The sequence below is a fragment of the Brooklawnia sp. genome (genome assembly GCF_049651565.1).
In the GTDB taxonomy this organism is placed as follows: domain Bacteria; phylum Actinomycetota; class Actinomycetes; order Propionibacteriales; family Propionibacteriaceae; genus Brooklawnia.
The window spans coordinates 1-5397 of sequence record NZ_JBASCI010000224.1; the positions used below are offsets into that span (position 1 = coordinate 1).

Genomic DNA, 5397 nt, shown 5'->3' on the forward strand with positions numbered 1-5397 from the left:
GCCCATGATCGCCGCGGTCGCCATCCCGGCCAGCCCCATCGTGCTGGGCGCCATGATCGCCAGCGTCCCCACCCGGGCGCCGACGTCGACCAACCGGACGCTGCCGAGGTCGCCGCTGGCGGGAAGCTGGAGCAGCGTGAACGCCAACCCCGACACCATGCCGGTCAGCGCACCCAGGATGCTGAGCTGAATGAGCCGCAGCCGCCCGGTCTGCGCCGGCAGGTCACGTCGCAGGCAACGCAGCAGGACGTAGGCGGCGACGACCCCGGCGGCAACCGAGCACGCCAGCCAGGCCATCCCAGCCTGCGGCATCGGTCCGGCCGGGGGTACGGCACCGAGGACCGGAATCGAGGGCAACATTCCGACCTGGCTCTGGGCCGGCGAGACCACGGTGCCGATCCCGAGCTGGACGCCGGCCCCGGCGGCCCACGACCCGCACCACAGGACGAAGTTCGGCAGCCAGGCCAGCTGGCCGAGCAGCAGCATCACCCCGCCCAGATTGCCCGGCTGCAGGGCGCCGTGGATCATCGTGACCCGGTCGCTACCCAGGATCAGTGCGGTCGCCAGCACCGCGGCCCCGCCGGCGACCAGCACCGCCAGCGCGGCGCCGATCGACAGCCCCACCGCCCGTGCCCAGACCGGCAACCAGGCCGGCCGCCAACCGTAGGCCCGGGCGCTGGCCAGCAGCCCCAGCCCGAAGAGCACCACCACGGCCCCGAGCAGGGACGCCGCACCCACCCGGTCACCCTCGGTCCAGCCGCGGGCGCCGCCCAGCAGGACGAAATAGGTCAGTCCGAACGTGAGCCCCATCCGTGCCACCCGGACGCCGATCTGCCCGTCCTGCGGCGGGTGGGAGTGGACGACCGCCTGCTGGATGGCTCCCAGCCCGGCGGCGACGATCAGCAGCGTCAACCCGAGCGGCATTATCGACAGCCGAGCCCCGGGCAGCGCCACCGAGATGCCGTGAGCCAGCAACCAGCCCTGGGTACCCAGCTCGAGCACCACCGGCAGCCTGATCTGCGGCACCGAGATCCAGCCCAGCACGCAGAAACCGGCCACCAGCAGCCAACCGGCCGCGGCGGTGACCACCGCGGCCAGCGCGGCCAACACCGGCCATGGCAGTCGCCAGGGCGTGGCGTCCGGCATGGCGGTTTCGAGTTGCCTGACCCGGACGCTCTGCTCGGGTCTTTCCCGTCGCCCTACCCTCATCACCCGCGCAGGATCCGGCGCATCAGCGCCGCGGTCTCGCTCGGGGTGCGACCGACCGTCACGCCGACCGCCTCGAAGGCCTCCTTCTTGGCCTGGGCGGTGCCCGACGAGCCGGAGACGATGGCGCCGGCGTGGCCCATCGTTCGTCCCTCTGGTGCGGTGAAGCCGGCCACGTAGGCGACCACCGGCTTGGTCAGGTTCGCGGCGATGAACTCGGCGGCGCGCTCCTCGGCGTCCCCACCGATCTCACCGATCAGCACGATGGCCTCGGTCTCGGGGTCGGCCTCGAAGGCCTGCAGGGCATCGATGTGGGTGGTGCCGACGATCGGGTCGCCGCCGATGCCGATGGCGGTGGAGAATCCGATGTCGCGCAACTCGTACATCATCTGGTACGTCAGCGTGCCCGACTTGCTGACCAGCCCGATGGGGCCGGCGCCGGTGATGTTGGCCGGGATGATGCCGGCGTTCGACTCACCGGGCGAGATGATGCCCGGGCAGTTCGGGCCGATCACCCGGACACCGGCGTCGATGGCCTGGTTGACGAACCGTGCGGTGTCGGCCACCGGGACGCCCTCGGTGATGCAGACCACCATGTCCAGGCCCGCCCGGATGGCCTCGTCCATCGCGCCGGCGGTGAACCGCGGTGGCACGAAGACGACCGAGGTGTTGGCTCCCGTGGCCGACATCGCCTCGGCCACCTCGTTGAAGACCGGCAGTTCGGTGCCGTCGAAGTCCACCGAGGTGCCGCCCTTGCCGGGGGTGACGCCGGCCACCACCTTGCTGCCGGACGCCAGCATCCGGCTGGTGTGCTTGCGTCCCTCGGAGCCGGTCATGCCCTGGACGAGGATGCGGGAATCGGTGCCCAACCAGATCGACATCTTAGGCCTCCTGCCTGCTGGTGGCGGCCGTGTCGACGGCCAGTTCGGCCGCCAACCGGGCGCCGTCGTCCATGGTTTCAGCGAGCCTGATCTGTGGATGGTTCAGGGCTGCCAGGATCGCCCGGCCCTCTTCGACGGCGTTGCCATCCAGCCGGACCACCAGCGGCCGGGTGGCCTGGTCGCCGAGCATCTCCAGCGCCTGCTTGATGCCGTTGGCCACTTCGTCGCAGGCGGTGATGCCGCCGAAGACGTTGACGAAGACCGAGCGCACGCTGGGGTCGGACAGGATGATGCCCAGGCCGTCGGCCATCACCTGCGCCGAGGCGCCGCCACCGATGTCGAGGAAGTTCGCCGGGGACGGCGAGCCAGGCAGGTCGGCACCGGCGTAGGCCACCACGTCGAGGGTGCTCATCACCAGGCCGGCGCCGTTGCCGATGATGCCGACGTCGCCGTCCAGCTTCACGTAGTTGAGGTCGCGTTCGGCGGCGGCGAGTTCCAGCGGGTCGGTGGCCGAGATGTCGGCGAGTTCGGCATGGTCTGGGTGCCGGAAGACGGCGTTGTCGTCCAGGGTGACCTTGGCGTCGGCGGCCAGGAAGTCGCCGTTGCCGGTCTTGACCAACGGATTCACCTCCACCAGGGTGGCGTCCTCGGCGACGAAGACCTCGCCGAGCCTGACCAGGAGGTCGGCCACGCCGGCCCGGTCGGCCTCGGCGAACCCGGCGGCGGCGACGATCTCCATCGCCTTGTCGGCGTCCAGCCCGACCCTCGGGTCGACGGCCACCCGGGCGAGCGCGTCCGGGTGCTCAGCGGCGAGGGTCTCGATGTCCATGCCGCCCTGCACCGAGCACATCGCCAGCCAGTTGCGTTGCGCGCGGTCCACCAGCAGCGAGAAGTAGTACTCCTCGGCGATATCGATGCCCTGGGCGACCATCACGGCCCGCACCGTGTGACCCTTGATGTCCATCCCCAGAATCCTCTCGGCGGCCTCCCGGGCCGCCTCGGGGGACTTGACGACCTTCACGCCGCCGGCCTTGCCGCGGCCTCCGGTCTTGACCTGCGCCTTCACCACCGTCACCGGGCTGCCGATGCGGGTCGCTGCTGCCATCGCCTCCTCGGGGGTTCTGGCTACGAGGCCACCCGGCACTGGGACGCCATGGGCCTCGAACAAATCTCGAGCCTGGTACTCAAAGAGATCCACTCACCCAGCCTATCGGCGGTGACCTTCGAGTTTTTCAATCGGCGCGTACTTCAGGGCCAACCGTTTTACTCCCGCCGAGCCGAAGTCGACATCGGCCTTGGCCTGCTCGCCGGCGCCGTCGGTGCTGAGCACGGTGCCCAGGCCGAAGGTCGAGTGCAGCACCCGGTCACCGACATTGAGCGCCGGAAGCTGCTTGCCGATCGGTCCGCGACCAGAGCCGAAGACGGTGCCCGACCCCATCGCGGCCCGCGTCGAGGCGTCCCGTTCGGCGGAACTGGCCGCCCAACTGGTCACCTCGGAGCCGATCCGTCGCCAGTTGATCAGCTCTTCGGGCACCTCGGCCAGGAACCTGCTGGCGGGGTTGTACGCGGGTTTGCCGAACAGGGTGCGGACCGCCGAGCGGCTCAGGTAGAGCCGTTTGCGGGCCCGGGTGATCCCGACATAGGCGAGTCGGCGTTCCTCCTGCAGCTCCACCGGGTCGGTCATCGCGCGCATGTGCGGGAAGATGCCGTCTTCCATGCCGGTCAGGAAGACCGTGTCGAACTCCAGGCCCTTGGCGGTGTGCAGGGTCATCAGCGTGACCACCCCGGATCCGTCGTCGGGGATCTGATCGGAGTCGGCCACCAGCGCGACCCGCTCCAGGAAGGCGGGCAGGGAGGCGTCCGGTTCGGGCATCCCGGCGACCAGTTCGGACGCCAACTCGGCCTCCTCGCCGGCGCCGCCGAGGTCCTGCACCGTGGCCTGGGCGACGAACTCCTGGGCCACCTTGACCAGCTCGATCAGGTTCTCGACCCTGGTCTGGTCCTGCGGGTCGGTGGACGCCTTCAGTTCGGTCATCATCCCGGAGCGGTTGAGCACCGCCTCAAGCACCTCGCTGGCCGGCAGCTCGGCGGTGACCATCGCGCGGAAGTCGGACATCATCTGGCCGAACTGCCTGATCTGGTTCAGTGACCGGGTGGCCAGGCCGGGCGCCTCGTCGGCCCGGTCGATCGCCTCGCTGAAGCTGATGCCCTCGCCGGCGGCGAGCATCCCCAGGCCGGCCTCAGCCCGGTCGCCGATCCCCCGCTTGGGCACGTTCAGGATCCGCCGCACCGATACGTCGTCAGCCAGGTTGGCGATCGCCCGCAGATAGGCCAGCGCGTCCCGGATCTCGCGCCGTTCGTAGAACCGGACGCCACCCACCACCCGGTAGGGCAGGCCCAGTCGGGTGAAGACCTCCTCGAACGCCCGGGACTGGGCGTTGGTGCGGTAGAAGACCGCCATGTCGGAATACCTGGCCTGGCCCTTGTCGACCAGCGCGTCGATCTCGGACGCCACGAACCGGGCCTCGTCGTGCTCGGTGTCGGCGACGTAGCCGATGATCTTCTCGCCGTCGCCGGAGTCGCTCCACAACCGCTTGGTCGGCCGGTTGGCGTTGTGCTTGATCACCGCGTTGGCTGCCGACAGCACGGTCTGGGTGGAGCGGTAGTTCTGCTCCAGCAGGATGGTGTGCGCGCCGGGGAAGTCGTCGGCGAAGTCCAGGATGTTGCGGATGGTCGCGCCCCGGAAGGCGTAGATCGACTGGTCCGAGTCGCCCACCACCATAAGTTCGCCCGGCCCGATCGGGGGCGCGTCCTCGGCCAGCCCGTCGTCGGGGCCCAGGTCACCGCACAGTTGCTTGATCAGCATGTACTGGGCGTGGTTGGTGTCCTGGTACTCGTCGACCAGGACTTGCCGGAAGCGCCGCCGGTAGGCCTCGCGCACCTCGGGGTGCTGTTGGAACAGCTCGAAGGTCTTCATGATCAGGTCGTCGAAGTCGAGCGCGTTGGACGCCCGCAGCCGCCGGTCGTACTCGGCGTAGGCGGTGGCCCGCACCTCATCCAGCCCGGACGCCTTGGCGGCGGCCTGCGCCGGGGTGACCAGTTCGTTCTTGTAGTTGCTCACCCAGTTGAGCAGGCCGCGAGGCGGGAACTTCTTCGGGTCGAGGTTCTGGTCGCGGGCGACCAGCGTCATCAGCCGCTTGGCATCGGTGTCGTCGTAGATCGAGAAGGTCTTGCGGTAGCCGAGCTTGTCGATGTCGGTGCGCAGGATCCGGACGCAGGCGGAGTGGAACGTCGACACCCACATCAACCG

At 69.7% G+C, this 5397-nt stretch carries 4 protein-coding genes; all 4 read right to left on the reverse strand.

Going from position 1 to position 5397, the window contains the following annotated elements:
* The coding region (locus tag WBL05_RS10595; protein WP_424225797.1) for a DUF6350 family protein at positions 1 to 1209 on the reverse strand (1209 nt) is incomplete at its 3' end.
* Complete coding sequence (gene sucD / locus WBL05_RS10600; protein WP_424225799.1) at positions 1209 to 2087, reverse strand: succinate--CoA ligase subunit alpha; 879 nt, start codon at positions 2085 to 2087, stop codon at positions 1209 to 1211. The genes WBL05_RS10595 and sucD, both read right to left, overlap by 1 nt.
* A 1-nt stretch (position 2088) precedes the next feature.
* Positions 2089 to 3285 carry an ADP-forming succinate--CoA ligase subunit beta gene (gene sucC, locus WBL05_RS10605; RefSeq protein WP_424225801.1) on the reverse strand — a complete coding sequence of 399 codons (1197 nt, stop codon included), beginning with the start codon at positions 3283 to 3285 and terminating at the stop codon, positions 2089 to 2091.
* Between the two features lie 9 nt (positions 3286 to 3294).
* The coding region (locus WBL05_RS10610; RefSeq protein WP_424225803.1) for a 3'-5' exonuclease at positions 3295 to 5397 on the reverse strand (2103 nt) is incomplete at its 5' end.

What these genes read in the sequence shown, in the direction of transcription:
- sucD (WP_424225799.1), bottom strand. Translation starts at nt 2,087, where the DNA reads ATGTCGATCTGGTTGGGCACCGATTCCCGCATCCTCGTCCAGGGCATG.